Genomic DNA, 25,441 nt, shown 5'->3' with positions numbered 1-25,441 from the left:
GCCGTTCAGGCGCCAGCGGCCGTCGACAGCCATTTGCGCAGGATGGCCACGGCGTAGCGTGAATCCACCTGGGTGATGAACTGCGCGAAGTCCACGCTGGCCGCGTCATCCGCGCGGTCGGAAATCGTGCGGATGGCGGCAAACGGCACGCCCCACTCGTGGCACACCTGCGCCACCGCGGCGCCTTCCATCTCGACGGCCAGGGCATCCGGCAATGCCGTGCGCAGCACCGCGCTTTCCGCCGAGGTGCAGACGAAGCGGTCCCCGCTGACGATCAGACCACGATGCGCCTGCGGCGCGGCAATCCCGAACGCCCGCATGACATCCGGACCGAGCAGCGCATGCGGATCCGCCAACACGGCGCCGGCGCTTTCCAGCAGCCCGCTGGCCAGTGCCGCGTCGGCGGGAAAACGCGCCATGCCGGTCAGCGGAATCTCCCAGCGCGGGAATAGCGGCGACGCGTCAACATCGTGCTGCAGCAGTTCTTCCGACACCACCACGTCGCCCACGGCAACGCCCGGGGCCAGCGCGCCGGCCACACCGGCAAACACGGCCGCGCGTACGTTGAACTGCGTGATCAGCACCGCGGTGGTGGACGCCGCCGCCACTTTGCCAACACGCGACAGCACCACAACCACAGCATGGCCGTCCAGCCGGCCGGTCCAGAAATCTCGGCTGCCAATGTGGATGCACTGCGCGTCAGACAGCCATGTCAGCAATTCGTTGATCTCTTCATGCAGGGCAGCAACGATGCCGATCGGACCACGGGCGTTGGGTTGGGAAGACGGTGTGTTCATGCAGAATGCGGCGCCAGTCTGGAGCGTGGATACGTCGAAAGACGCCATTGTCGCCGCAATCCGGCTCCGCCCGGCGCCGGCGCTCAGAGGCGCTGCGCCGCCCGCTGCACGGCGTCATGGCGATCCGCACGCAAATGATCCAGCCGCGACGTCACTGCTGCAAGAATCTCCGGTGCCGCACGCTCGGGGCGGCCGCAATCGAACGGCGGCGCGGGGGCATATTCGATACCGAGCTGCACGGCCTGCGCATGCTCGGCACCGGCAATGTCGGCCATGACCGTCAGCGCCATATCGATGCCCGCGGTCACGCCGCCGCCGGTAATGAGGTTGCCGTCACGCACTACGCGGGCTTCGTCGACGGTGGCGCCAAACGCGGGCAGCAGGTTGCGCCATGCCCAGTGGCAGGCCGCGCGCTTGCCCTGCAACAACCCCGCCGCGCCCAGCACGAGCGAGCCGCTGCAGACGGACGTCACATAGCGTGCGCCGTCGGCCAGGCGCCGCACTTGGCGCACGAACTCTGCGTCTTCCATGGCTTCGATCACACCGAAACCGCCGGGCACGCAAATCAGGTCAGCATGCGGAATGTCCGCCAACCTCTGCACGTTCGAGATGGTGAGACCGCCATCGGCATGGATCTCACCACCGGCTGCGGAAGCCACCACGCATTGCGCGCCGGGCAGCCGCCAGAACACCTCATGCGGACCGGTGAAGTCGAGCTGGGTGACACGGTTGTACAGCGCAAAGACAACGATGAATGGGGAAGTCGTCATGGTTCGGATCTCCTGAAAGTGATGTGATGGCAGGTTGACGCTTCACAGGATCGCGCTCTATCGTGTTGGCAGCAATGACCAGTCTCCCACATTTTCTGCCATGGCCCACCGCATCGCTGTACTCATTTTTCCGGACTTCCAACTGCTCGACGCTGCGGGGCCGGTGGCGGCGTTTGAAGTCGCCAGCCGGTATCGGGACGACCACTACGCGCTGCGCACGGTTGCCGCGCAGGCTGGCCTTGTACGCAGTTCTTCCGGGGCCCGCTGGGATGCCGACGCCCTGCCCCCGGCCAGCCAGGTCGACACGCTGCTCATTGCCGGCGGCGACGGCGTGGATGCCGCCATGGCCGATGCACGCACGCGCCGCTTCGTGCAACGCTGCGCAACCCGCGGCGCGCGCGTTGCCAGCGTGTGTTCGGGCAGCCTGCTGCTGGCCGCCACGGGCTTGCTGAACGGCCGGCGCGCCACCACCCACTGGAGCCGCAGCGAGCAGTTCGCGCGCGCGTTCCCGCAGGTGCAGCTCGAACCGGACCACATCTACGTAAACGACGGCCCCATCTGGACCAGCGCCGGCATCAGCGCCGGCATTGACCTGGCGCTCGCGCTCATCGCCGACGACCTGGGCGAGCGCCTGGCACGCGCGGTGGCGCGGCAGTTGGTCGTGTACTACCGCCGGCCGGGCGGGCAGTCGCAGTTTTCCGCGCTGAATGAGATGGATTCGGCACGCGGCCGCTTCAAGCCGCTGCTCGACCACGTGCGGCGCAACCTGGGCGCACCGCACCGCGTGGGCGATCTGGCCGAGCACGCCTGCATGAGCCCGCGCCATTTCGCCCGGGCGTTCCAGGTCGAAACCGGTCTCACCCCCGCAAAAGCCGTGGAAAAATTGCGCGTTGAGGCGGCCCGCGCCGCGCTGGAAAGCGGGGCCGTCTCCATGCAGCGGGTGGCCACCGAGTGCGGATTTGGCGATACCGAGCGCATGCGCCGCAGTTTTCAGCGCTTGCTGGGCGTGCCGCCGTCTTCGTTGCGCGCACGGTAAGACAGCAAACACCCGCGTCACTCCGCCATTTGGCTTCCTCAGGCCTGAACTTTGCGTCCGTGCTGCAACGCCGCCCGACACCGACAAGACAGGGCGCAAACCACGCACACAAGGAACCTAAGGAGCCAAGGAGGAGATGCGTATGGACACCCGGGAAATGCTGGCCATCGTGGGCGTCACGCTGGCCGTGATCACGGCGTATTCGCTTGCCCGCGATCTGACCGACGAGCCGCTGGGCCTGCACGCGCCGCAAACCGGCCTGATGCACGTGCAAGCGCAGGTGAGCGCGCCGCATCGGTGACGCGCACCGCGCGCACAGGGCAACCCGCATTCCTGATCGAATGGCCGCTGCGGCTGGTAGAGGACATCGCGTCGACCTCCGCCTGCATGGCGCCGATGCGCTCTACAGCGGCGCCTATGCCGATGCCGCGCTCGACCGCTGGGCCGATCGCATCCGCTGATAACGATAAAAAGGTCGAAGCGCCTTCCGATACCCGGCGCCTGCTCGAACGGCTGGGTCTTGCCGAGTGAAACGGCGGCTCGCGCCTGAGCGCTAACGCTCAGCCCGCCTTCGCCCGCTGGCGCTTCGTCGGCCTGATGGCCGATGGGTGGACGACCACCGTATCCTCCGGTGCCAGCGCGCGCCCGTCCTGCGCACGGAGTTCAAGGCGAGGCACCGGCTTACCCGTTGCCTTGTCGACGAGTACAACGTGCGCCTCATCCGGCGCAAAGCAGAACGCTTCACCCCACTGCCGCAGCGCCACCAGCAGGGGAAACAGCGCGCGCCCTTTCTCGGTCAGCACGTAGTCCTGATACGCGCTGCCGTCGGACGCCGGCACCGTCTCGAGAATGTCGTGCGCAACCAGGTTGCGCAGGCGCACCGCCAGGATGTTCTTCGACAGTCCGAGACTGCGCTGAAACTCACCAAAGCGGCGCAGGCCGTCAAACGCATCGCGAACGATAAGCAGCGACCACCCGTCGCCAATGGCGTCCAGCGGCCTGGCAACGCCGCAAAGAGAATCTGCGTGGCTCGTACGTTTGACCATCTGCATCGCGCATACCGTGCGCGCCCTCACATTGAATGTGGTTGCAATATAAAACCTCGACTGCTATAACGCAACGGTTTTATTTTGCAACCACATGAATGAAGAGAGGCACGGTATGCGTACTGATACGTTCGATGGGATGTACCCCTATGCACCTCGCTTTACCGATGCACCGGGCTTTCCGATGCATTACGTGGACGAGGGCCCCGCCAATGGCGAAGTCGTCCTGTGCCTGCATGGCGAGCCCACGTGGGGTTTCCTCTTCCGACACCTGATCGCGGTGCTGCGCCGCACCCACCGCATGGTGGTGCCCGACCACATGGGCTTCGGCAAGAGCGGAACGCCGCCATCACGCAGCTACTGGCTGCAAGACCACATCGACAACCTCGAGCGCTTCGTGCTTGCGCTGGACCTGCGCGATCTCACGCTCGTCATGCACGACTTTGGCGGACCAGTCGGGATGGGGTTGGCCTCACGGCATCCGGACCGCATGCGGCGCATTGTCAGCGTCAATGGGCCGACGCCGTTCGGGCAGGCGACGCTGGGTGAACGTCTGGCCGCCAATGCGGCGGTATCGCCGTGGTTTCAGTGGATCGTGCGGGCCGAATCCGAGGGGCGTCTTGAAGCCGTACTGGGTGAACTCGGCTTCAATATCCTCAGCACCTTGAAGCTCAATGGCTTTAAAGACCACGGGCTCATCAACGATGCGTGGTTGCAGGCGTACGGCGCGCGCTTTGCGACGCCGGCGGACTGCGCGGGCGCCATTGGCTGGGCCAAAGGCTTTGCTACCGGCGCGCATCGTTTTGAACTGCCGGACGCTGCAGCGCGCCGTGCCATTGTCACCAAACCCGCCATGGCGATCTGGGGCATGGCCGATCGCACGTTGCATGCGGAACATTTCCTGCCGCTGTTCAGCGAGCTGTTTCCGGATGCACCGGTGCATCGGTTGCCTGGCGTTGGACATTACAGCCTGGAAGATGCACCCGATGCGATTGCCGATCGCATCGCTACGTTTCTCGCGCAAACGTGATGGCGTCGCATTCGCTGGCTGCCACCCAACCGCGTATCCGGCGCCCGAGCGCAGGCGGCGCTCAGTCGCGATGTCCGGGCACGGCCGCCTGACCCCGCCCCAACAGCGCCTACGCGCGCCAGCGGGCGGGGCGTTTTTCCAGGAAGGCATCGATGCCCTCGCCGGCATCTTCATCCATCATGTTGCGGGCCATGACATCGCCTGCGTAAGCATAGGCATCGGCAAGCGGCATCTGCTGTTGCCGGTAGAACATCGCCTTGCCATAGCGGATGGCGGTGGGGCTCTTCGACACGATGTCCGCCACCTTGCGGGCAACCGCGTCATCCAGGTCCGCCGCCGGCACAGCCTCGTTGATCAGGCCCCAGTCGACCGCCGTGGCCGCATCGATAAAGCGCCCAGTCACCAACATGTCGAACGCGCGCTTGGCGAGCACGTTGCGCGACAACGCCACCGCTGGCGTCGAGCAGAACAGCCCGACGTTGATGCCCGACACCGCAAACCGCGCCGCATCCGAGGCAATGGCCAGATCGCAACTGCCGACCAACTGGCAACCCGCCGCCGTTGCCACGCCATGCACGCGCGCGATGACCGGCACCGGCAGCGCCTGAATGGCCTGCATTACCACGCTGCAGCGCGCAAACAGCGCCCGGTAATACGCAAGCTCCGGCGTGCCGCGCATTTCACGCAGGTCGTGCCCGGCGCAGAACGCCTTGCCCTCGGCGCCAAGCACCACGCAGCGCACCGTCGCATCTTGTGCAATGTCGTCCAATACGCGCTGCAGCGCATCGAGCATGGCTTCAGACAACGCGTTGAACTGCAGGGGCCGATTCAGCCGCAGGGTGACGACGCCGTCGTGGTCGTCGCGCAGAACCAGTGCGTCGTTCGTGGCGGGGGTTGCCGTGGCGGCAGTGGTGGAATGAGGTTGCATGCGCACTCCTTTGCAGGGCGGTGCCGTGGGGTGGCCACCAGTCTATTCCCGCACAACGCAAGCCGCACTCGGGCGTTCCCCGTAACACCCTGCTGGCCGCCAGCGGCACCAGGCCTGAAAGTTCTACCCCTTCGCCGCGTTGACATCGGGCAGGCCGCTGACTATCACGCGTCTATAGCAGGGGTTGCACCCGGGCTGCGCAGTCGCACAGCAAGTCACACCACAAGCGAACGAGTGACACAGTCACCGCAAGGGGGCCAACGGGATGACGGAAACGCTGGACATGCAGCGAGGCTTGTTGCTGAACCTCTCGCCAGGACGCCGGACATACTGGATGGCGCAGGCAGTGGCCATACTGTCGCTGGTGGTGCTGGTGTCGGCCGTGTGCCGTTCGCCAAGGTGCAGTTGGCGCAACTTCCATCGTTCGTGCCGATCTACGAATCGGCCCTCATCCTCAATGACCTGATTACCGCCGCGCTGCTCTTCGGGCAGTTCGCCATCACGCGGTCGCGCGCAATGCTGGCGCTCGCCAGCGGCTACCTGTTCACGGCCGCCACGGCGGTGGGGCACCTGCTGTCATTTCCGGGGCTGTTCGCATCCGGTGGCCTGCTGGGCGCCGGGCCACAGAGCACCGCCTGGATCTACATGTTCTGGCACACGGGCTTTCCGCTGTTTGTCATCGCTTACGCCGTGCTCAAAAGCCGCGAAGAGCGCGAGCCCGGCCGCTTCCCAGTCCACACGCTGACGCGACAAACGGCGCTGGCCACCGTGGGGGCCGTGCTGGGCGCGTCCATCGCCTGCGTGTTACTTGCCACCGTGGGCGATCACCTGCTGCCCACCATCATGGCCGCCAACCGCTACACGCGCACCATGGGCATCGTGGCGGGCGGCACGTGGTGCTTTTGCGTGGCTGCGCTGGTCGCGCTCTGGCGCAGCCGCCCGCACCTGACGCTCGATGTCTGGCTGATGGTGGTGCTGTGCGTGTGGATCTGCGATGTCGCGCTCAGCGCCGTATTCAACGGCGGGCGGTATGACCTGGGGTTCTATGCCGGCCGCATGTTCGGGCTGTTGGGTGCGAGCTTTGTGCTGCTGCTGTTGCTGATCGAGAACACGGTGCTGCACTCCCGGTTGGCCGCGGCGCGCGCGGAACTCAAGCGGCTGGCGGCGGGTCATGTGGGGGATGGGGAGCGGTGACGCATCGACGCGGTGATGCGGTTGTGCCGCGCTACGCCCGCAGCACTTGCGTGTCCCGTGCCGGCATCGACATTGCCGCCACCCCCACCACCACACACGCCAGCCCGATCCACGCTGAAGGCGGCAACGATTCCCCCAGAAACACCACGCCGATCGCTACCCCGATCGGCACGCGCAGATAGGCCTGCGCAGTCGTGCCGATCGCGCCGAGCGTTTGAATGAGCCGGAAGTAAATGGCAAACGCGAGGGCCGTAGAGAACACCGCCAGCGCCACCAACGCCATCAGCGAACGCGCAGAAGGCTGAAGTGCCCAAGGATGATCCACAAGCAGACTGGTGGGCGTCAGCACCAACGCGCCCATCAGCAACGAACCGGTAGCAGGCGCCGCAGGGTGCAGCCCCTTGAACGACCGGCCGTAGATGGCCGCGCCTGCATAGCACGCCGTGGCCGCCAGGATGGCCAGTTGCGCAACGAGCTGGCCTCCCAGCCCATCGAACGCGCTCGGCCCAATCACAAAACACGTGCCGACAAACCCGGCAATCACGCCGACCAGCTTGCGCAACGACACCGATTCGTGCCGCGTAACGAACGCCGTGGCCAGAAACACCATGACCGGCGATGTGGAATTCAGGATGGTCGCCAGACTCGCCCCCACCGAGCGTTCGGCCCAGGCGATGAGCGTGAACGGCACGACGCTGTTGAGCAGCGCCTGCACGCCGAAGCGCATCCAGACCTGCCTGTCTCGGGGCATGCGGATATTGCGGCTGCGCATCCACGCCAACAGCAGCGTTGCCGCGATCACCGTTCTGGCGGCGATGAAGGTGAGCGGCGGAATGGTCTCCACGCCCGCCCGAATGAACGTGTACGACGCGCCCCACAAGGTCGACAGCGTGAGGAGCAGGGCCAGGTCAGTGACGTGGCTGGATGCGGGTGTGGTGGTATGCGGCACGGAGTGCCCTCCTGTTTGGCGGTCAGACTGCCGCCACTCGATACAGGAGGATCGTAGCGAGGCTGGGCGCTGAGTGTGCGGGAAACGGTTTGGTGTGGGACGAAGTGTGGGCGTGGGGCAGCAGACGCGCACAGACCGTTGTTAAGTTGGGATGACCTTTCCGTGTCCCGTTGCAGAGCCCCGCTTGGTACGAGTCGCGGGCTTCTTGCTTGTAGGCTTGTTTGCACCGCCATTTCGGGACGCGCTCACCTTTGCACCTTTCGCTTTGGCGTTGGCCCCACGCTTGCCGGACTCCACATTCTCTTTGGATACGGCGGGTTTGGCCTGCAAGCGCAATCCAAGTGCCTTCATGACCTGCAGTACCGTCGAGAACGCCGGGTTCCCCTCTGCGCGCAGTGCCTTGTATAGGCTTGTACGTCCAAGGCCCGTTTCTTCTGCAATTTGAGCGATACCCTTCGCTCGAGCAATCACGCCGATCGACTCCGCAATAAAAGCGGCATCCCCCGTTTCGAGCGCCGCTGACAGAAATTCGGCCATGGTCTCTTCACTGTCCAGGTATTCGGCAGCGTCAAACTCTCCGTGATATGCGGCGCGTTCGACGCCCGCGAGTGGAGAGACCCCGGCGACCCGGGCTGGCAGGCGTGGGACCCTGCGCGGCGAGCATGGACTTGGGAAGGCAGTTCAGAAGCACTCATGCCGTCCCAGCCCATTGCAATCGATGATTATCCCGGTCCGCTCCTGATCAGCGCTGGCGAGAAAGACACAACATGGTCATCGAAGATGAGCAAGCGGCTGTCCGAACGATATGCAGCCAGAGGAAAAACGGCAGAGCAGCTCCTCTTTCCGGAAGCAGGGCAAATGCTGTCGGCCAAAGCCACAATGCTTCGGGATGAGAAAATCTCGGTCTTCTTTATGCAACACTTGGCATAGCGATGCGGGTGACATTGGATGCGTGGCTCGAAAGCATAAGAACCGCAGGCACCGTGTGCGATCCGTCAATGGCATGCCTGCACTGCAGTCCACGACATCATTCACGCAGCGGTTGCCCAGCACCGCTTGTGCCGTCACAGGCAAGCCAAGCTGTTCCGTCATCTCTTCGGCTTAACATCCAGAACGCAATGCAACGCAACACAACAACGCACGTTTCAAAGGGGTAGGAGTTGTCGAAAAAGATCATCTCTGTGGTCTTGGCCTGTGCTTGCAGCATGAGCCAAGTGGCCTTCGGACAAATCTCAATGGAAGCGCCCCTGACAGACGCGCCCCAAACCGAAGCGCTCCAGGCGGAAGTCCTTCAAGCGGGCACACTGCAAGCGGAAGCACCCATGCCGGAAGCACCGCAAGCGCAAGCGTCCAGCTCCGAGCCCGCCCCAAGGGCGGAGCCCGTCGTCAAGGTCGAACAAAGCTATTGGACGGCCGAAGGGCTGAGCGCGCGGATGCGCAAGGCGCGCACGATCACGTTGTATCTGATGGACCCCGCCATGGCGTCGCTCAAGGCCGTGGACGAAGCGCAACTGAAAGACGCCGGATGCGAATACAGCACCGAAGACGCCGCGCTCATCGCCAACTTTGCCGAGTCCGTGGAAAGCGCCAGCGTGCGCAGCAACTCGTTCGCACTGCAGTTCGAGCCGCGCGAAGCCGTCTACCTGGCGCTGGGCGGCGGCAGCGAGATGAAGCTGCTGTTCGAGAAGCCCTACCAGAATCAATCGGAAGTGCTCGGGCAGATCAACGGTCAACCCGTCACGGTCAACAAGAGCCTGGTGGAAGGCCTCTATCGATGGGCTGCGAAGGTTGGCCGCGTCCGTCGTTGCGAGAGCTTTGTGGGCAAATACCGTTAAGCCACGCACGCGCTCTCAAAGCGCGTGCACCAACGGCCGCAGGTTGGCATCCAGCACAAACTGCTGACAAACGCTCGGCGCCAGCGGGCGGCTGAAGAAATACCCCTGAAACCGGTCACAGCCCAGGGCCGACAGGCGCTGGAGCTGCTGCGCCGTCTCCACCCCTTCCACCACCGTCGACAGGTTCAGCGTGCGGCTCAGGCTGGCAATGCTGCGCACAATGTGTTCGTTGACGCTGCCCGCGCTCACGTCGGCCAGCGAGCGGTCGATCTTTACGGTGTCCAGCGGCAGCTCGCGCAGGTAGTGCAGCGACGTATGGCCCATCCCGAAATCGTCGAGCGCGACTTTCACGCCGGCCTCGCGCAGCTGCTTCAGGTTGCCGATGGCGGTGATATCCGGCAGCAGCATCGTCGATTCAGTGATCTCCAGTTCAAGCTGGGTGGGCGACAGCCCTTCGCGACGCAGGATGTCGAGCACGTTCCGGTACAGCCTGCAGTCCAGCAACTGCCGAGGTGACAGGTTCACGGCGACCACGAAATCGTCCGGCAAGACACCGCGCCAGGCCGCGCGCTGCTGACACGCAAGCGACAGAATCCGCAGGCCCAACTGATCGATCTGGCCAATGTCATCAGCCAGCGCCACAACGATCGGCGGGGCCACGCGCCCCAGCACCGGATGCTGCCAGCGCAGCAGCGCCTCGGCGCCGAACACGCGCCCGGTGGAGCAATCCACCTGCGGCTGAAACTCCAGGAAGATCTGCCCGTCTTTCTTGATGGCGCTTTCGAGATCGCTGGCCAGCGCCACCGCCATGCGGCCTTCGTCGCCGGGCAGGTCCAGACAGCGCCGGCCCTTCAGGCTCACCTCGGTCGACTCGGCAATCTGCAGCAAAGACGCAAGCACATCCTGACTGCGCCGTGCGGACAGAACATCTGCCATGCGGACAAACGGCAGGTAGATCGCCGCCCCCACCACCAGGCCGATGAGCTGGACCACCGCGCCCCACACCGAGCCCGTAGTCGCATAGCCGCTGAACAGCGCCGGCGTGGTCCACGCCACGGGGTAGCTGGTCTTGGGCATCAGGTCGGCAACGGTGGCCGCATAGGCGATCAGGATCTGCACCACCGGCGTGAGCAGGAACGGAATCGCATAGACCGGGTTGAGCACCAGCGGCAGCCCGAAGAGCAGCGGCTCGTTCACGTTGAACAATGCCGGCAGCATGACGACCAGCGCCATCTTGCGGCCGCGTTGCATGCGCCTGGAGATGAGCAGCGCCAGGATCAGGCTGAGTGTGCCGCCTGAGCCGCCCATGCGCGCGAACACCGCGAAGAAGTGATAGGTAAAGATGAACGGCGGCTGGCCACCACTGGCAACCGCCGCCGCATTGGCCTGCGCGGCGGGCTCCAGGATGTGCTGGTGCACCGTGTACAGCGCGTTCGGCCCGTGGATGCCGAACAGCCAGAGCACCTGCGCCGCCGTCTCATAGCCCAAGCCAAACAGCAGGCTATTGGAGACTGCCGAATACGGCCACGCCAGCAGCGGGTCGACTATCGCCATGAAGTGCAGCCAGCCCGCCCACGCCATGCCGGCTTTGAGCAGGGCAAACGTCAGGATCGTCAGCATGCCGGCCGGCACAACCGACAGCACATCGCCCACCAGCAGATCGTTGCTCAAATGGTGAGACGGAATGCGCAAACGCCGGATGCTGCACAGCTTGAGAAACAGCGTGCCGCCCAGTGACGCCACCACCAACGCGCCAAACAGCCCCTGCCCCAGCGAGAGCCACGCCATCAACGATGCGTTCGCAGCCGGCGCGATGAGCGTAAAGAAGCACGACACCACCACCACGGCCGCCACGGTGGGGTTGACCACGCGGTGCCCGGCGCGCTGGTTGTGCAACTGCGCCAACACATCGGCAAACCCGAACAGCGCGACCAGCGAGCCGATGCCGATCGTGCCGGCCAGCACGCTGTCGCAAAAGGCATCCAGCCGCGTGCCAAAGGCCTCCAGCAGCAGGTAGCGCATGCCGGCGGTGGGCGGGTTGCGCAACAGCAGCGCAACCGCGCCCACCATGATGAGCGGCAACGAGAGCGCCAGCCCGCGCCGAATGGCAATGAAATACGGCCCGCGGTCGAAGCGCTCAGCGGCGCTCAACAACCTCAGCCAGGGCGATAGCGCCTGCGTCGTCATAGGACTCGATCTTGTTCGAGGTGGATCGGCAAATCCCGGGGCAGCCCGAAGTGTTGCCTTTGGAGCTACGAATCCTAATCGACATGACTCGGCACGCACTTAAGCGCCATTTTGCGCAATACGCAAAATGGTCACCGGCCCATGGCAAGCTTTGTGCAATACCTAGGGGAAACCCGAGGTCTTGCCGTGCCGGTTGCCTCCAAAACGCACCGCGGCAAGGCATCGGCCCCAACTTGGCGCCCATCCTGTGTACGGCACGCCCCAGAATCTGCAACGATCTTGCTTATGTCGATTTCCATTCGTGCGCCCCGCACCGTGAAACTGCCTGCACCCTTTCTTTCGCTGCTCCGCCTCGTGCGCGATCCGCACCGGCGCTATCGGCATGCGCGGTACATCCATGGCACGCGCGTCGGCCTGGGCGTGCTGCTCTCCATTGCCGTCACGTCGGGCTTGGGCTGGCCGCATGGGGAGTGGGCCACCATCTCGCTGCTGATCGTCATTGCCGGCCTGCAGCACCACGGCAACATCCGCAAGCGCGCGGCAGAGCGCGCGTGGGGCACCCTCATCGGCGCCGTCGCGGGTCTGCTGCTCATCGTCCAGCAGACGTGGCTTGGGCATCTGCCGCTCACATACGCACTCACGGCCATCGCGTGCGGCGTCTGCGCGTATCACGCAATCGGCAAGGGCGGCTATATCGCGCTGCTGGCCGCCATCACGCTCGTCATCGTGGTCGGCCATGGTGACAACAACCTGCTCGACGGCGCCTGGCGCACGCTCAACGTGCTGGTAGGGATTGCGATTGCGCTGCTGTTCTCGTTTGCGCTGCCGCTGTATGCCACCTACTCGTGGCGCTACCGGCTGGCCGAAGCGTTGCGCGAATGCGCCCGGGCGGTTGCCGGCCTCGGCCAGCCCGGTGAAGCCTCGAGCGAGCGCAGCAAGCACCTCGCTAAGCTCAATACGCTGCTGGTGCAATTGCGCTCGCTCATGCCATCGGTGTCCAAAGAGATTGACGTGCCCCTGGAGCGGCTGGAAGACATCCAGCGCAGCCTGCGCATCTGCATCAGCACGCTGGAACTGCTCAATGCAACGCGCGGGACGTTGGGTGCGCCGCCTGCAGGTGCCCTGCCCGGCGAAGGCGCCCGGCGCACTCGCGACACGTTGATCGGCATGTCGCGCGCGTTGCGGTTTGGCACGTTGGCGCGTCTGGCACGACCCCGCGCAGCCGACTCCGCCGAGGTACGCCACGCCTACGGCACGCCCACGGTGGAAAGCGCGCTGGCCGAAGGTTTTGCCAACGAGATCGAAAACCTCCGTCAGCAACTGCTGGCGATTGCGCCGCAGTGGAATATCGGGTGAAGCAGGGGCGCCCGGCTAGGCGCGCCCCTTGCGAGTTGCCCCAGCTGTGGTCGCGACCAGTGCCGAGCAATGCCGCATCACCTCACCGGGCCAGCGCCGCAAACTCCACAGCACTCAATGCGCCAGCTTGAACGCGGAAGCCCTGGATGCGGCCGTTGAACGATGGATGGCCCCCATCGCTGCCCAGGAAGGCGATCTGGTCGCCAACCTGGCGCGGCGACAGCTGGATGTCGTCAGAAGATGGGGTGCGGCCGGTCGAACTCCCAGATTGCGGAACGGCACATCAGCGTCGAAACCGTCAAAAGCCACATGCGCCAACTGCTCGTGCGCATGGGGGCACGAAACCGCACGGAACTGGCAACGATTTATCAACGCAGCCGGTAGGCGGGCCACGACTGGGTGCAGGGGTGGTGACGAAAGGCGCCGAATGCACGCCTGCGCGCGAACACGGAAATACTGATACGCCCCTCTGCCCCCGGCGCTCGACTGTTTCAGGTAGGCACGCGTCTCCCCGCACTCGCGCGCGAGTGTTTGAACTCGAAAATTTGAATGTCTGCGAGCGGCGCTCCGGTGTTGGCGCTCGGCGTATGGGCCTCGGACCGTGGCGGTCGGGCCTTTGAGTGTCGTGCGTAGCCCGTTGGGCTGGGTACATAGGGGGCTGGGCATTGTGCCCTGGCCTGGCGCCCCCGCCGTCCCGGGGTCGCTTTGCTGCTGTTTTTCTTTTATTTCTGCTTATTCGCACGCGCCAGCACGTGCAGAACATCCCACCGGAACAGATCCACCGTCACGCCATCCAGCGAGCTAAGAATGAACGCCCCGATCGCGTCCATAAACCCGGCCTGGAATTCAAGTGCCTTGTCCTTGACGTAGACCTGCTTATGACAGCGCAACGTCTGTGGCTCGAACTTGCGGTGCATCTTCATATCCATCCGCGCCTTGTGCAGGTACTCCTTGGCGGCCAAGGCGCCCTGTGCGTACAGGAGATTGTCATCGACGTTCATCGGGCACCTCCGGGCGGAGGCCGCCGCGTAATGCTGGTGAACTGACAGTTTGCGGGGCGATGCCCGCGTGGGATGGGGATGGGTACAGCTTGGGTCGGTTGATCCATTGTCTTGCCCTCTGGTTAAGTGAGGAGCCACCCACCTGGGAGGGTGGGCGGGCACACGACAAGGTCTGCAATACCGACGTTACTACCAAGACGGCAGGGCCAAGGCCCTCCCTGCCGAGGCCCGCCCGTATAGGCGAACGACGACAGCGGTAGAAACTTGAGTTTCTTCCGGGTAGTGACGTGCGAGATTGCAGTCTCGGCTGCGGTTGTTGCCGCAGCGGGTGGGAGTTTAGCGGGTTGAATATGCACCCGGCAAGCTGGTGCATCACACGCGCATCGGTTGATCGAGTAACTTGTCAAGCAAGCGCCGACTTCATTTTAAAATTTCGACGGTTCTCGAATACCCAGTCTAGCCCATAGCATTTGATGCACGTATGCCGTTGAAGATGGCTTTATTTGACCATCGGTAGGAATCTGCATATCAGCATATGCCCACGAAGGTGAGTTGAAGCTGTCTGCCTTTATTCCCAAGACACCAGTCATGTAAAGTGCCTTCGCCCAAACAACGACCATTTGATGCGGAGACCCCCCATTAAGCATTGCACATGCTGCCTTCGCTACAGGATCCCGTTCACTATCGCCATTACCAGCCATCTTCAAGGCAAACTCTTCCAACTTATCTTTCGAGATGGAGGAGAATTTAAATGAGCCAGGCATTCTCTCCAAGAGTTCAAAATATTCAGACAATCTAGGATAGTGATTTATCCACTCATGTATAAGAGAAGCAAGACGTTGCCTCGAATACTCTTGCTCTGCCTCCCGAACGGTTTGAACCGTAACTTCTCCTCGCCCTTCCGACCTACGAAGGCATTCATTTACGAAAGCAATAGCATCTCTCGGACGGTAAAGAGTTCTGTTAAACAAATAGTCTACAAAACGAGCCTTCCCTATCGAGTCCGGAAACAACTCTCTAAGCTTTACTGGGCGTGTGGTGTATTGCTCACTTACCAGCTTAGATATTCTCTTATCCAGCATTTGCTCAAGATTTGCAGGTGTCCACCGCAGATGCAAAAACAACGCCTGATATTTTTCCTCCTGGAATCCACCGTCCCTAGTTTTATCGAAAACACTCTGGATTAAATCATATCTCAAAGCTATAACGATCTTCACTGACGGAACGCTTCTGAATGTTTTTATCGCCTCGATTAGTGCTCTTATTAACTTATATCGAAGTGAGTCCTCTACCCACCCTTCATCCAATCGATCTATGACGACATAATACGCTTGCTGTTCGTCGTTAAAGACCTCATCAGCCAGCAAATGAAGTACATCAGACAAAGCTTTGACTTGAATACTGTTCACAACACGCTGCGCATGATTCACCGCCTCTATCTTCTGCTCTGCGTTGATTTTCGCGCCCGCGCTGGCCTTAGTGTCGAAAACACCAAACTTGGCGCCCAGTTCGGCTTTAATGTCAGACTCAAGCTTTTCCGTAACCTCTTTTATTCTATATTCCGTTTCCTGCCAAAATTTATCGCCCCAATCCTTTAAATACCTAAACGCGCGCTCCTTGCTTTGATCGCGCCCTCTTAGTCTCTCAAGAAAATTGCTCAACCAGCTTGATGTTCGTTCCTCAGTGTTTAGTTGATATTTTCTTCGCAGCAGCTCTACTGCTAGCACGTGCTTCCATAGCAACCCGTAAAAGATATCTAGCCGAACTCCAGCAGCTTCCAGTTTCGGTATCACGTCAGAATTACATAGATAGTTCAAAGACAAGTCCTCGGGAGAAATTTCTATAACGTGATCCTTGTCTGTTCTTAGATATGAGATCAGCGCACTTTTCCCCGCCCCTGTTCTACCCACTATTATTCTCTGAGGTTGCTCTACATCCGCAAGCGCATCATAGTCGCCTGTATCAACAAAGCATGCCGCAAGGTATTTCCCATCGCTCTCTGCATCCGGCTCACCTATCGCAGCGTTTTTTTTAAAACGAAAAGAGACCCCATGGCCTACCTGATTACTCACCGTCACCCCCGCTTCGATACGTTTTATCTCGATCTCGTTTTTAGTCGCAAAATATTCCGATTAGCGCAACTGAAGATCGATTGAAATCACGCGGACCTTAAGTGCCCCATCTGCAACGTATACCGACACCCCGTCCGGTAATTGCTACACCCCCAAAACGCCCCACCCTTCCCATTCCGCGCCACCAGCTTCACCCCACAAGCTGGGCACGAAGGCGTCCGGTAATCCCCCTCAAACACCTTCGCCAGCAGCCTGGCTTGCTTGTCTTCAGCCAGCGCGCGGATGCGCTCAAGCACCGCCCGCCCGTCCAATAGCTGGATGCCGGCAAGCTCTGAAAACTCCTGCACCGGGTTGCCGACATAACCGGACAAAGACCAGAACACGCCCCGCTTGACCTTGTGCGCCAGCATGGAGCCGCCCAGCGCCCGCACCTGCTCCACCTTCACGGGCTTGGACCACGCCTTGCACTGGACCACCGCCACGGGCGCGCTCTGGCCAGCCATGTACAGCGTGGCGTCAATGCCGCCGTCTGCGCCGTGCGGCACCGTCTTCACCGTAAAGCCCATCTGCTCGTAATACTGCACGCACAGCAGCTCGAACCGCTTCCACTCAAGCGACTGGATGGCCTCCAGCGTCCAGCTTTGAGGCGTGGCGGGTTCTGCCGGCGTGGCGGCTTGTGCGGACGTGGGGGTATTGCGAGTCGGAAGAGGCGGGTTGGGCGTGTTGCTGCCCGCTGCATTGCGGGCGGGCTGGGGCGGCGCCTTCGGCGGGCGGGATCGCCCAGTCGGTTCGGTGCGCGGGGGGCCGAGCCGGGCATCGGCCTGCCGGCTGCGCTCCCGTAGGTACGACAGCACGGCAAAGAAGCCGAGCAGCAGCGCAGGCATCCAGGCCAGCCCGCGCGCCAGCATGCCGACGCCGCTCAATATCGGGTTGGCCGCAAACGCGCCCGGAAGGATGTTGTGAAAAATCAGGTAACTGGCGCCCGCGCCAATCGCCAGCATCCACCATGGCAGCGACAGGAGTACGTCGCTGGTGGATGGTTGTTTCTTTCTCCTGCGCCCCATTGCCTGACCCTTGAAGGTTTTCTTTCTTGGCGCCGCCTTTTTTAGTCATTTAGGACTAGGCGGTTTTTAATAATCCGAATGAGGTAAATGGTTTCGGATTTTGTTGGGGAATAGCATAGCCGACGTTTTGGGGTTGGGAAGCCCTCGGCGGTGGGGTTTTTTGATTTTGGCGGGTTAATACCCCACTTTTCTCGCGCTGACAGCCGCCGCTTTGCTGCGTTAGCATCTGAGCCCGGCGCCTTGCTGGGAGTACAAGACGCCACAGCATATTTGGGCAGGGCGACTACGCAGACCACCGTTATGAAAACGCTTGCAGAAATTGAGGCCGAGGTCGCGCGCCTGTCTGAACGCATCGCCGCACCCGGTAACGCCTATCCGACGTTCGGATACAGCGCTGATTTCGCCCGCCCGCACATCGAGATCGGGGGCGGCCAATATCATTACGTTGCCGTTGAGCGGGGCACGGAGGTATTCCGCAAATCGACATCCGATCTGGATGAACTGCTGTACTGGATATTCGATGGCGTGACTTTTTCCATGGCCTGCGCCTATGAATTGGAGCATCGCATTCCCGGGCAGGACTTCCGGCGGTTGATGTTCAGCAAGCGAGTAGAACTGCTGACGAGCATCGATCCGGACATGGGGCGGCGGGGGAAGGAACAGATTGCCGAGACATTGCGCAACGCGCCGTTTAATGACGACCGGGCATAGGCTCGGCCAAGCAAGGAGAGATCGGGTGGAAGTGCTTCAGCTTCCGGCAGACGGTTCTTCCGTCTGGGCGGGGATGTCCGATTTGGAATTGATCACGCCAGACGGCCGCCATCGCGTGCGCCTTCCCTACGACGGTGAACCGCCCCACGGCGACTCGTGTCATCGCATCGAAATCGACGGAGTACCCGCCCCCGGCTATGCCTGGGGATGCCACTTTGCCTGCACGCCAGACTCCCGCTTGCTCGCCATGAGTTGGATGGAAAAGCGCATCGAGCGGAAGACAGCGGTGTTCGATCTGGGGGGAAGGCGGTATTTCGTGCTGCCTTTTTATATGGGCGACTTTTGTTTCCGCTGGCCGCACTTAGACGGGGCGGGGCCGGCATCTGAACAACGCTCTTACACGTTCAACGGCGCTGAAAACTGGCTCGCTTACTAACTTTTGCACATGAGAATCGCCGCCCTCTCCGATATTCACGGCAACCTCGCTGCGCTGGACGCTGTGCTGGAAGACATTCAAACCCAAGGCGTCGATCTGATCGTCAATCTGGGCGATATTGCATCCGGCCCGCTCCAACCGCGCGAAACGGTGGATCAGTTGATGGCGCTGAACCTGCCGACCATTCGCGGCAATCACGAAAGGCAGGTTCTGGCGGGCGACCCGTCACGCATGGGTGCGTCGGATCAGTATGCGTTTGAGCAGTTGCGGCCGGATCAGCTCGCGTGGTTTGCCAGCCTGCCCGTGCTCCGGTACATCGACGACGATGTTCTGCTCGTTCATGGGTCGGCCCAGGACGACCAGACCTATTTTTTGGAATCCCTTTCTGAGAATGGATGCCGCGCGGCAACGCACGATGAAGTGCTCTATCGCGCAGAAGATGCCGACGCAAAGCTCGTGCTGTGTGGGCACACGCATATGCCACGCGCGATGAAGCTGGCCGACGGCCGCTTTATCGTCAACCCGGGCAGCGTCGGCCTGCAGGCCTACAGCGATGCCTATCCGTTTGCCCACACGATTGAAACCGGCAGCCCGCATGCGCGCTATGCCGTCGTGACCGAACACGCAGGTGAATGGACGGCCGAGTTCCGTGCTGTTGAATACGCGTGGAACGATGCGGCGGCGATTGCGGAGCAACGAGGCCGGCAGGATTGGGCGGTTGCTTTGCGCACTGGCAGGGTGCAAGTCTAGGGAAACCAATATGCGCTTCTATCAAAAACTCGTTCTCGTATTCGCAGTTCTTGCACTACTTGCGGGGTGCAGCCAGCAAGCGGTGCTCGAGGCGTTTGCCCCGAAACAGGAATCCGCCGTCGCTCAACGCATGCTTTCTGAGCTGATCGCAAAGAACTTCGGCGCGCTCGATAGTCAGCTCGATCCCAGCCTGAAAACGCCGGAAACGCGAGACACACTAGCGAAGATGGCCGATGCGTTTCCATAGGCGCAGCCCAAGAGCATCCGTCTTGTAGGCACACAGACCAACACGCACAACGGCGTTACGACCTACAACCTGACTTACGAATACGAGTACCCCAACGCGTGGCTGCTCACAAACGTCATGCTTCAAAGAAAGGATGCGCAACTTCGAATTATCGGCATGCACGCCTATCCCGAGAAGGAATCACTGCGTGAGACCAATGCCTTCAAGTTTGCGGGCAAGGGATTGCTGCACTATTTCGTGCTCGGGCTGGTGATTGGCGTCGCATTGTTCGAGCTGTACGTGCTGGTGCTTTGCTTCCGCACGCCGATCTCCAAGCGCAAATGGCTTTGGCTCCTGTTCGTTGCACTCGGCGTGACACGGTTCTTCTTCAACTGGACGACCGGCGACCTCAGCTTCCAACTGTTTAGCTTCGCCATACCGGGCGCCGGTGCATATACCGCGGGTCCGTACGCGCCACTCATCTTGAGCTTCGGTATTCCGGTCGGAGCCATTGTGTTCTTGCTGCGGCGGCGGGCGTTGGTTGCGGCTCGGCCTGCAAGTCCGACAGTGGGAGACCAAACACCGGTCGCTCCCCCTGCGTAATAGCCGCAAATATCCTCCACCCCGCCCCGCCCAATCTCCCACGCCATGCCCGAGCACATGAATGTCGCCATCGTGCTGGAGCGCGCGACATCGCCCGCAGATCGGCTGACAACCATCTCCGCATTGGCGGCGGCCTTTGCCCGGTTCTTTGGCGAACCGCAGGAGGTCTTCCGCATCAACTACGTGACCGGGGCGTCGGAATGCGAAGCGTGGTCCACAGCCCCGCGCCTGCTTGAAGAGCAGCCCGGCGAGCATGAACTGCTCTTCGTGTATGGCAACCGGGTGGCACCGCTCGATGGCGCGCGCAGCAGCATCCATACGGAAAGTAACGGCATGCGGGCGAGCTTTGTGGTGTCTCTGCCTGTGCCGCTGAACTTGCCGCTCGCGCAACTGGAGCCGCACCTGCTGCATGCGGCAGAAGCCATCAGCCGTGCGGCCGACACGTTTGCTATTGCCGCAGGCTGGGAGCTTGAGCTGGACGTCGACTTGCAGCCGCAAGATATAGTGCGAGGCAGCTTCACAGACTTTCCGCTGTGCCGCTGGCTGGCTGGGCCAACGCCGTTGTTCTCTGGAGCACCAATAGGTTTTGCAGGCGTGGGCAGATCGGACGGCATTACGCTGCTTCGGCGCATTTGAGAAACGTCATATGCCCCGGCCATCGTTTGTAAATGCGGCGAGGGGTCACCCGACAAACTTATAATGACGCCCGGCCACCCGCCCACGCCGCCACCGCCTGCCGCGCACAAAACTTGCGCCGCACCTGAAGTGGCGCCACCGGCCCGCTCCACCATCCGGCCGAGCCCTTTTGCCCAACGCCATGCCCTACCGCTTCCGTCCGTTGTCCGTTTTGTGTGCCGCTGCCAGCATCGCTGCCGCTTTGGCTGCGTGCAGCTCTGCGCCCACGCCGCTCTATCAGCAGGAGCAGTTCGATGCGACGGCAAGCCCCTACGCGCGCACCTTCCACGCCAAGTCTGACGCCACGTGCGAGGCGGCGCGCCGGGCGCTGCTGAGTCAGGGCTATGTGTCGAGTTCGCCGCGCGCAGACACGATCGACGGCAGCAAGAACTTCCAGCCGAGCAACGATTCGCACGTGGTGATCTCGTTCCACGTGGTGTGCGCAGAGGCCAATGTAGACGGCACCTCCAGCACGGCCTATGTGAACGCGGTGCAAGACCGCTACACGCTCAAGAAGACGAGCACGTCGGCAAGCGTGGGGTTGAGCATCCTGGGCTCGGTGTCGCTGCCCATCGGCTCGGGTGACGATTCGATGGTGAAGGTGGCCAGCGAGACGATTCCCGCTGGGGTGTTTTACGAGCGCTACTTCAACCTGGTCGACCACTTCCTGAAGATCGACCCCGCCCGCAAAGACCACAAGGTGGCCAAGGCGGCGGAGAAGGAACACGTGGCCCCGCTGCCCGAACCCGCGCCTACGCCGCAAGGCGAGCCCATGAAGATGACGACGCCCGTGGTGCCTACGCCGGCCGCGCCGCCTGTGCCGGTGGCGGCTCCGGCTTCGGCTCCGGCTTCGGCTCCGGCTGCTGCACCGGCACCGAAGGCGCCTGCTGAGGCTGCGCCGGCATCGGCGCCTGCGGTGACTACGCCAACGGCACCCGCAGCGGCGCCTAGCCCGGCACCTGCGTCTGAACCCGCCAGTTCGACGACGGGTGGGGCGAGCTGAGAGGCTCTACCAAAAGAACAAAGCCGCCTTTGGGGCGGCTTTTTTGTTGGGGCTGACCCGTCCTGAATAAGGTTGACACTTTTTCCCCGACAGGGAGTGAGCGTCAAGATGGAAGGGCAGAAGAAGCGAACGCAGAGGGACTACACGCTGGCTTTTAAGTTGGCAGTGGTTGAGCAGGTGGAAAAAGGCGAGCTGACCTACAAAGAGGCACAGCGACGCTATGGCATTCAGGGTCGCTCGACGGTGCTGGTATGGTTGCGCAAGCACGGACGACAGGACTGGAGCGCCTCAGCGGAGGCCAAAACCACGATGGAAAATCAAAGCAGCCAGCGCAAGTCGCTCACGCCAGAGCAGCGCATCAAGGAATTGGAAGTGCAGTTGCGGGAGGCCCAAGAGAAGGCACGCCTGTTCGAGGCGGTGATCGACGTGATCCAGAAAGAGCATGGGGCGCGCGTCGTAAAAAAGCCTTCGGGCAGGTCCTCACGCAAAAGCTCGTCCAAGGGCTGAGTGTGGGCAGGGCCTGCCGCTACATTGGCATCAGCCGCCAGGCGTACTACAAACGCCAGCAAAGCGAGACACGGCAAAGCGCGCGTGAGGCCAAGGTCTGTGCGTTGGTCAACCACTTACGGCTGCGCCAGCCGCGCTTGGGTACGCGCAAGCTCCAGCACGTGCTGCGCACGCCCCTGGCCGAGGCAGGCATCCAGGTTGGCCGGGATCGCCTGTTCGATATCCTGCGTGCAGCCCGGCTGCTGGTCGTGCCGCAGCGGGCGTATCACAAGACCACACACAGTCATCATCGCTTCCGGCGCCATCCCAATCTGCTCAAGGACGGCCCGAACCAGGTCATCCCCACCGGGCCGGAGCAGGTCTGGGTGGCCGACATTACCTATCTGCCGACCGCCCAGCGCTGTGCGTACCTGAGTCTGGTGACTGACGCCTACTCGCGCAAGATCGTGGGCTACCGCGTGCATGACAGCCTGCATGCCGAGTCGGTCGCCCAGGCGTTGAAGATGGCGCTGAAGACGCGCCATACGCGACAGCCTCTGGTTCATCACTCGGATCGGGGCATCCAATACTGTTCAGCCGAGTACCAGCGCATCCATCAGCGGCACGGCATCACGTGCTCCATGACCGACGGCTACGACTGCTACCAGAATGCCCTGGCCGAACGGGTCAACGGCATCCTCAAAGGGGAGTTGCTGCTCAAGCGCCCCGCCGACCTAGAGCAGGCCGCACGCATGGTGGCGCAGGCCGTGCATATCTACAACCACGAACGGCCTCATCTGGCCTTGAAATACAAAACGCCCGATGCGGTGCATCGGGCGCTCGCTGACTGAGCACTGTGTCAACCTATGGCAGGACTTGACAGGCGTCGCATTAGACGTCGTCTGGCATCTGCAGGGTTTCGGGGCTCGAATTTACCTCCACCGGCTCAGGCTTACCCGCCTTGAGTTTTGGGAGAGTCGCCTTGCCTTCGCGTTCTGCGGCAAGCGCATCCATTCCTTCTTTCAGTTCAGCAAACAGGTCTCGTTTCATGGGCACGCACTATACGTTCATTGCCTAGAGTTCCAAATGCGTAAATTCTGTTTTGGCGGCATCCATTGAACACTCAACGCGGGCGTCAAACCTACGAGAATCAGTACCGTCGCAAGCGTAGGAATGTGAGAGAGTGCAAGCCACGGCAGTGGCAAAGGCATCCACGTCACATCACGGGCGCGCAAGCTGTGGACCGCCTCCACCTCACATGCCGGCGCCCGCCCGGTGAGGAGACACGCATGGTCAGCAAAAACACAATCTGTCTGTGGTACGACCGCGATGCGCTGGACGCGGCCAACTTCTACGCCCAGACTTTCCCAGACAGCAAAGTCACCGCCGTCCACCGCGCGCCGGGCAACTACCCCGCCGGCAAGGAGGGCGACGTGCTGACAGTGGAGTTCACCGTGGCGGGCATTCCGTGCCTGGGGCTGAACGGCGGCCCGCAGTTCAAGCACAGCGAGGCGTTCTCGTTCCAGATTGCCACCGACGACCAGGCCGAGACCGATCGGCTGTGGAACGCCATCGTCAGCAACGGCGGGCAGGAAAGCGCCTGCGGCTGGTGCAAGGACAAGTGGGGCCTGTCGTGGCAGATCACGCCGCGCGCGCTCACTGCGGCCTATACCGATCCGGACCACGCAGCGGCCAAGCGCGCCTTCGACGCGATGATGACGATGCGCAAGATCGACATCGCGGCGATTGAGGCGGCGCGGCGGGGGTGACGTTGCCGGGGGTTGAAACCGGAGCAGCGACGCTGCACGCGGCGCTGTTCCGGCCTGGGTTTTCTACGCCGCCGGGCGCGACACCAACCCACGAAACCGATGCGCAAGCGTGTGATAGAACGACGGCGTCAGCGCCTTCGATACCTGGCTCGACAGCAACGCCACAGCCATGAGCGGCAAGACCATCTCGTGGCCGTCGATCATCTCCATCACGATCACAAACGACGTGATGGGCGACTGCGTGACCGCCGCCAGGTAGCCGACCATGCAAAGCGCGGCAAGACTGGGCAGCGGTATGGAGGATGTTACGAGCGACATGACGTTGCCCAGCCCCGCCCCGATCGCCAGCGAAGGCGCGAAAATGCCGCCCGGTATGCCGGAGAGGTACGACGCAATGAGCGCGCCGAACTTGAGCACCGCATAGAACGGTGAAAGGGCTTGATGGGTTTCGAGCAGGCCCCGTGCTTCTGCATAACCGCTGCCGAACGTGGTGCCGCCCGAAACCAGCCCAATCAATGCGATGGCGATACCGCACAGGAAGGCAAACCACACCGGTTGCGCTTGCCGGAGGTCAACCAGCCGCGCAGGCATCCAGCGGGGTATGTTGAGCAGCAGCCAGCAGAACACGCCGCCCGCCACGCCGCAGATGGCGCTGGCGGCAATCACCACAGGCACCAGCGCCAGATGAAATTGCCCAATGGCCTGGATGCGCCCGAAGTACAGATAGTTGCCCTGCAAGCCCAAAGCGACTACGCCGGAAAAAATGATGGCCGTGATGAGCGTGCCGCTGTTGCGCGCAACGAAGCTGCGCGTCAGTTCTTCAATGGCAAACACGACGCCCGCCAGTGGCGTGTTGAACGCGGCGGCAAGCCCGGCCGCTGCCCCTGCAAGCGTGAGTTGCCGTTCGATGTGCTTGCTGCTTCGACGATAGCCCCGGCGCATGGCGTACATGAGCGATGCGCCGATCTGCACCGTGGGCCCCTCACGGCCAATCGTAAAGCCGCAGAAGATGCCCAGGAACGAGACGACGATCTTGCCGAACATGATGCGCAGGGAGAGCAGCGAACTGGAGAGCCGCCCATCCTCCAGCGTCGCGATCACCTGCGGAATGCCACTGCCCTCGGCACCGCGAAAGAACTGGCGCGTCAGCCAGATGGCCAGTGCCGCCCCCACCGGCGTGATGACGATCGGCAGCCAGAGCGCGTGCGACACCATGTTCCGGAAAAGCTCGAAGCCAACATCGATCAGCTTGGCGTAGGCGACGGACACGAGACCCACAAGAACGGCACCGAGCCAGAAGATGCCGTAGTTCGCCCAGAGTCTCCTGGCCCGACGCGCTGATCGATCTGCGATGTGGCGAGGAGAAAACATGGTGCTGGGGATTTGGGGGTCGGGGAAGCGGAGATTATAGGACCGGGCGCAAGGTGGCTTCGTGGTGCGCCTTGATGGCGCGCAGCGTGATCCGGCGTGGCTAACCTTGCGCTGCCGGCCCGCAACGGAAGGCGTGGTCGACTGTG

The 25,441-nt window shown here is 62.4% G+C and carries 28 protein-coding genes and 1 pseudogene; 17 read left to right on the top strand and 12 right to left on the bottom strand.

Annotation, left to right across the window (positions count from 1 at the left end; genetic code table 11):
• Nucleotides 1–5 precede the first annotated feature (5 nt).
• Together RP6297_RS19090 and RP6297_RS19085 are read right to left on the bottom strand one after the other, a co-directional pair.
• Nucleotides 6–797 (bottom strand): 5'-methylthioadenosine/adenosylhomocysteine nucleosidase, encoded by a 792-nt coding sequence (locus RP6297_RS19090; RefSeq protein ID WP_009240314.1) that lies wholly within the window; start codon nt 795–797, stop codon nt 6–8.
• Between the two features lie 83 nt (nt 798–880).
• Entirely contained in the window at nt 881–1,567 is a 687-nt protein-coding gene (locus tag RP6297_RS19085) for a DJ-1/PfpI family protein (protein ID WP_009240313.1), read from the bottom strand.
• 100 nt (nt 1,568–1,667) lie between these two features.
• Between RP6297_RS19085 and RP6297_RS19080 the strand changes: the two genes are divergently transcribed.
• Together RP6297_RS19080 and RP6297_RS19075 are read left to right on the top strand one after the other, a co-directional pair.
• On the top strand, nt 1,668–2,603 hold the full coding sequence (locus RP6297_RS19080; protein WP_009240312.1) for a GlxA family transcriptional regulator: 936 nt from the start codon (nt 1,668–1,670) through the stop codon (nt 2,601–2,603).
• A 142-nt stretch (nt 2,604–2,745) separates the two neighbouring features.
• On the top strand, nt 2,746–2,904 hold the full coding sequence (locus tag RP6297_RS19075; protein WP_004628097.1) for a hypothetical protein: 159 nt from the start codon (nt 2,746–2,748) through the stop codon (nt 2,902–2,904).
• A 259-nt stretch (nt 2,905–3,163) separates the two neighbouring features.
• Here the strand turns inward: RP6297_RS19075 and RP6297_RS19065 are convergent, their stop codons facing one another.
• Complete coding sequence (locus RP6297_RS19065; RefSeq protein WP_024974505.1) at nt 3,164–3,649, bottom strand: winged helix-turn-helix transcriptional regulator; 486 nt, start codon at nt 3,647–3,649, stop codon at nt 3,164–3,166.
• A gap of 115 nt (nt 3,650–3,764) precedes the next feature.
• Here RP6297_RS19065 and RP6297_RS19060 point away from each other — a divergent pair, with 115 nt between their 5' ends.
• Entirely contained in the window at nt 3,765–4,679 is a 915-nt protein-coding gene (locus RP6297_RS19060) for an alpha/beta fold hydrolase (RefSeq protein WP_009240310.1), read from the top strand.
• A gap of 109 nt (nt 4,680–4,788) precedes the next feature.
• On the opposite strand, the gene RP6297_RS19055 is transcribed toward RP6297_RS19060, so the two are convergent.
• Nucleotides 4,789–5,607: an enoyl-CoA hydratase gene (locus tag RP6297_RS19055; RefSeq protein WP_009240309.1), complete on the bottom strand. Its 819-nt coding sequence runs from the start codon at nt 5,605–5,607 to the stop codon at nt 4,789–4,791.
• A 384-nt stretch (nt 5,608–5,991) separates the two neighbouring features.
• Between RP6297_RS19055 and RP6297_RS19050 the strand changes: the two genes are divergently transcribed.
• Entirely contained in the window at nt 5,992–6,801 is an 810-nt protein-coding gene (locus RP6297_RS19050; RefSeq protein ID WP_009240308.1) for an MASE4 domain-containing protein, read from the top strand.
• Nucleotides 6,802–6,832: 31 nt separating this feature from the next.
• Here the strand turns inward: RP6297_RS19050 and RP6297_RS19045 are convergent, their stop codons facing one another.
• Nucleotides 6,833–7,750, bottom strand: a complete 918-nt coding sequence (locus tag RP6297_RS19045) for a DMT family transporter (RefSeq protein ID WP_009240307.1) — start codon at nt 7,748–7,750, stop codon at nt 6,833–6,835.
• A gap of 141 nt (nt 7,751–7,891) precedes the next feature.
• Nucleotides 7,892–8,389: an addiction module antidote protein gene (locus tag RP6297_RS22785; RefSeq protein ID WP_306303470.1), complete on the bottom strand. Its 498-nt coding sequence runs from the start codon at nt 8,387–8,389 to the stop codon at nt 7,892–7,894.
• Nucleotides 8,390–8,443: 54 nt separating this feature from the next.
• On the opposite strand from RP6297_RS22785, the gene RP6297_RS19035 reads away from it, so the two are divergent.
• Together RP6297_RS19035 and RP6297_RS19030 are read left to right on the top strand one after the other, a co-directional pair.
• Nucleotides 8,444–8,680: an alpha/beta hydrolase family protein gene (locus RP6297_RS19035; protein ID WP_050775631.1), complete on the top strand. Its 237-nt coding sequence runs from the start codon at nt 8,444–8,446 to the stop codon at nt 8,678–8,680.
• 305 nt (nt 8,681–8,985) lie between these two features.
• Nucleotides 8,986–9,585, top strand: coding sequence for a hypothetical protein (locus RP6297_RS19030; protein WP_009240305.1), 600 nt, complete (start codon nt 8,986–8,988; stop codon nt 9,583–9,585).
• A gap of 15 nt (nt 9,586–9,600) precedes the next feature.
• On the opposite strand, the gene RP6297_RS19025 is transcribed toward RP6297_RS19030, so the two are convergent.
• On the bottom strand, nt 9,601–11,772 hold the full coding sequence (locus tag RP6297_RS19025; RefSeq protein ID WP_009240304.1) for a PTS sugar transporter subunit IIC/EAL domain-containing protein: 2,172 nt from the start codon (nt 11,770–11,772) through the stop codon (nt 9,601–9,603).
• 285 nt (nt 11,773–12,057) lie between these two features.
• On the opposite strand from RP6297_RS19025, the gene RP6297_RS19020 reads away from it, so the two are divergent.
• Nucleotides 12,058–13,128 (top strand): FUSC family protein, encoded by a 1,071-nt coding sequence (locus RP6297_RS19020; protein WP_009240303.1) that lies wholly within the window; start codon nt 12,058–12,060, stop codon nt 13,126–13,128.
• A 162-nt stretch (nt 13,129–13,290) separates the two neighbouring features.
• Complete coding sequence (locus RP6297_RS22780; protein WP_080725239.1) at nt 13,291–13,512, top strand: response regulator transcription factor; 222 nt, start codon at nt 13,291–13,293, stop codon at nt 13,510–13,512.
• Nucleotides 13,513–13,850: 338 nt separating this feature from the next.
• On the opposite strand, the gene RP6297_RS19010 is transcribed toward RP6297_RS22780, so the two are convergent.
• The 3 genes from RP6297_RS19010 to RP6297_RS19000 form a co-directional block, all read right to left on the bottom strand.
• A complete protein-coding gene (locus tag RP6297_RS19010; RefSeq protein ID WP_009240302.1) occupies nt 13,851–14,129 on the bottom strand; it encodes a hypothetical protein in 279 nt (92 codons plus the stop codon).
• Between the two features lie 425 nt (nt 14,130–14,554).
• The gene (locus tag RP6297_RS19005; protein ID WP_223293322.1) at nt 14,555–16,201 is read right to left on the bottom strand and encodes a P-loop ATPase, Sll1717 family; all 1,647 of its coding nucleotides are present in this window, start codon (nt 16,199–16,201) and stop codon (nt 14,555–14,557) included.
• 86 nt (nt 16,202–16,287) lie between these two features.
• Nucleotides 16,288–17,265, bottom strand: a complete 978-nt coding sequence (locus RP6297_RS19000; RefSeq protein WP_009240300.1) for a restriction endonuclease — start codon at nt 17,263–17,265, stop codon at nt 16,288–16,290.
• A gap of 300 nt (nt 17,266–17,565) precedes the next feature.
• Between RP6297_RS19000 and RP6297_RS18995 the strand changes: the two genes are divergently transcribed.
• The 8 genes and pseudogenes from RP6297_RS18995 to RP6297_RS18960 form a co-directional block, all read left to right on the top strand.
• On the top strand, nt 17,566–17,976 hold the full coding sequence (locus RP6297_RS18995; RefSeq protein ID WP_009240299.1) for an Imm63 family immunity protein: 411 nt from the start codon (nt 17,566–17,568) through the stop codon (nt 17,974–17,976).
• Nucleotides 17,977–18,001: 25 nt separating this feature from the next.
• Nucleotides 18,002–18,412: a hypothetical protein gene (locus RP6297_RS18990; protein WP_009240298.1), complete on the top strand. Its 411-nt coding sequence runs from the start codon at nt 18,002–18,004 to the stop codon at nt 18,410–18,412.
• A gap of 9 nt (nt 18,413–18,421) precedes the next feature.
• Nucleotides 18,422–19,162 (top strand): metallophosphoesterase family protein, encoded by a 741-nt coding sequence (locus tag RP6297_RS18985; protein ID WP_009240297.1) that lies wholly within the window; start codon nt 18,422–18,424, stop codon nt 19,160–19,162.
• A gap of 10 nt (nt 19,163–19,172) precedes the next feature.
• Entirely contained in the window at nt 19,173–19,409 is a 237-nt protein-coding gene (locus RP6297_RS18980) for a hypothetical protein (RefSeq protein WP_009240296.1), read from the top strand.
• Nucleotides 19,410–19,565: 156 nt separating this feature from the next.
• Nucleotides 19,566–19,991, top strand: coding sequence for a hypothetical protein (locus tag RP6297_RS18975; protein WP_009240295.1), 426 nt, complete (start codon nt 19,566–19,568; stop codon nt 19,989–19,991).
• 57 nt (nt 19,992–20,048) lie between these two features.
• A complete protein-coding gene (locus RP6297_RS18970) occupies nt 20,049–20,627 on the top strand; it encodes a hypothetical protein (RefSeq protein ID WP_223293321.1) in 579 nt (192 codons plus the stop codon).
• A gap of 181 nt (nt 20,628–20,808) precedes the next feature.
• Nucleotides 20,809–21,669 carry a DUF2242 domain-containing protein gene (locus RP6297_RS18965; RefSeq protein ID WP_199517410.1) on the top strand — a complete coding sequence of 287 codons (861 nt, stop codon included), beginning with the start codon at nt 20,809–20,811 and terminating at the stop codon, nt 21,667–21,669.
• 108 nt (nt 21,670–21,777) lie between these two features.
• A pseudogene (locus tag RP6297_RS18960) lies at nt 21,778–22,994 on the top strand (IS3 family transposase); the annotation flags it as partial.
• Between the two features lie 52 nt (nt 22,995–23,046).
• Here RP6297_RS18960 and RP6297_RS18955 read toward each other — a convergent pair.
• On the bottom strand, nt 23,047–23,205 hold the full coding sequence (locus RP6297_RS18955; RefSeq protein ID WP_009240290.1) for a hypothetical protein: 159 nt from the start codon (nt 23,203–23,205) through the stop codon (nt 23,047–23,049).
• Nucleotides 23,206–23,444: 239 nt separating this feature from the next.
• Between RP6297_RS18955 and RP6297_RS18950 the strand changes: the two genes are divergently transcribed.
• On the top strand, nt 23,445–23,924 hold the full coding sequence (locus RP6297_RS18950) for a VOC family protein (protein ID WP_009240289.1): 480 nt from the start codon (nt 23,445–23,447) through the stop codon (nt 23,922–23,924).
• 63 nt (nt 23,925–23,987) lie between these two features.
• On the opposite strand, the gene RP6297_RS18945 is transcribed toward RP6297_RS18950, so the two are convergent.
• Nucleotides 23,988–25,295, bottom strand: coding sequence for a chloride channel protein (locus RP6297_RS18945; RefSeq protein ID WP_009240288.1), 1,308 nt, complete (start codon nt 25,293–25,295; stop codon nt 23,988–23,990).
• Nucleotides 25,296–25,441 lie beyond the last annotated feature (146 nt).

It is taken from the genome of Ralstonia pickettii (assembly GCF_016466415.2).
Classification (GTDB): Bacteria; Pseudomonadota; Gammaproteobacteria; order Burkholderiales; family Burkholderiaceae; genus Ralstonia; species Ralstonia pickettii.
Note: the sequence above shows the minus strand (reverse complement) of the source record. Positions and strands in the feature narration are given on the sequence as shown.